This window comes from Mesorhizobium sp. M00.F.Ca.ET.216.01.1.1 (genome assembly GCF_004010325.2).
Taxonomy (GTDB): domain Bacteria; phylum Pseudomonadota; class Alphaproteobacteria; order Rhizobiales; family Rhizobiaceae; genus Mesorhizobium.
On the sequence record NZ_SADR02000150.1, the window covers coordinates 1 to 421 of the forward strand.

Annotated in this window: 1 protein-coding gene; it reads right to left on the minus strand. The window is 56.8% G+C overall.

Going from position 1 to position 421, the window contains the following annotated elements; translation table 11 throughout:
- A partial coding sequence (locus EN859_RS35480; protein ID WP_135913623.1) for a carbohydrate ABC transporter permease occupies positions 1-389 on the minus strand: 389 nt, incomplete at its 3' end.
- Positions 390-421 lie beyond the last annotated feature (32 nt).

The following is a 421-nucleotide window of genomic DNA, read 5'->3' on the forward strand; positions in this document are numbered from 1 at the left end:
GCCAAGCCGGGCAAAAGCAGCGGCAAGGTCACGCGCCAGAAGCATTCGAAGCGGCTGCATCCATCTATCAAGGCAGCCTCTTCGATCGATTGCGGAATCTCCTGGATGAAGACGCGCATCACCCAGACCACGAACGGCAATCCGTTCAACATATAAACGGCGATCAGCAGCCACGGCGTGTCGAAGATGCCCAGCTGCTTGGCGATGATGAACAGCGGGATGACGCTCACCATCGGCGGCAGCATGCGGATCGACAGAACCTCAAAGGCGATGAAGTTCTTGTTCTTGACGTCGAAACGCGCCAGTCCGTAGGCGGCGAGCGTGCCTGCGATCATTGCAAACAGCGTGGCCAGGCAGACGATGAATGCGCTGTTGATCAAGGCATCCATCGCATTCAACTCTGTAAAAAGCTTGCGGTAGC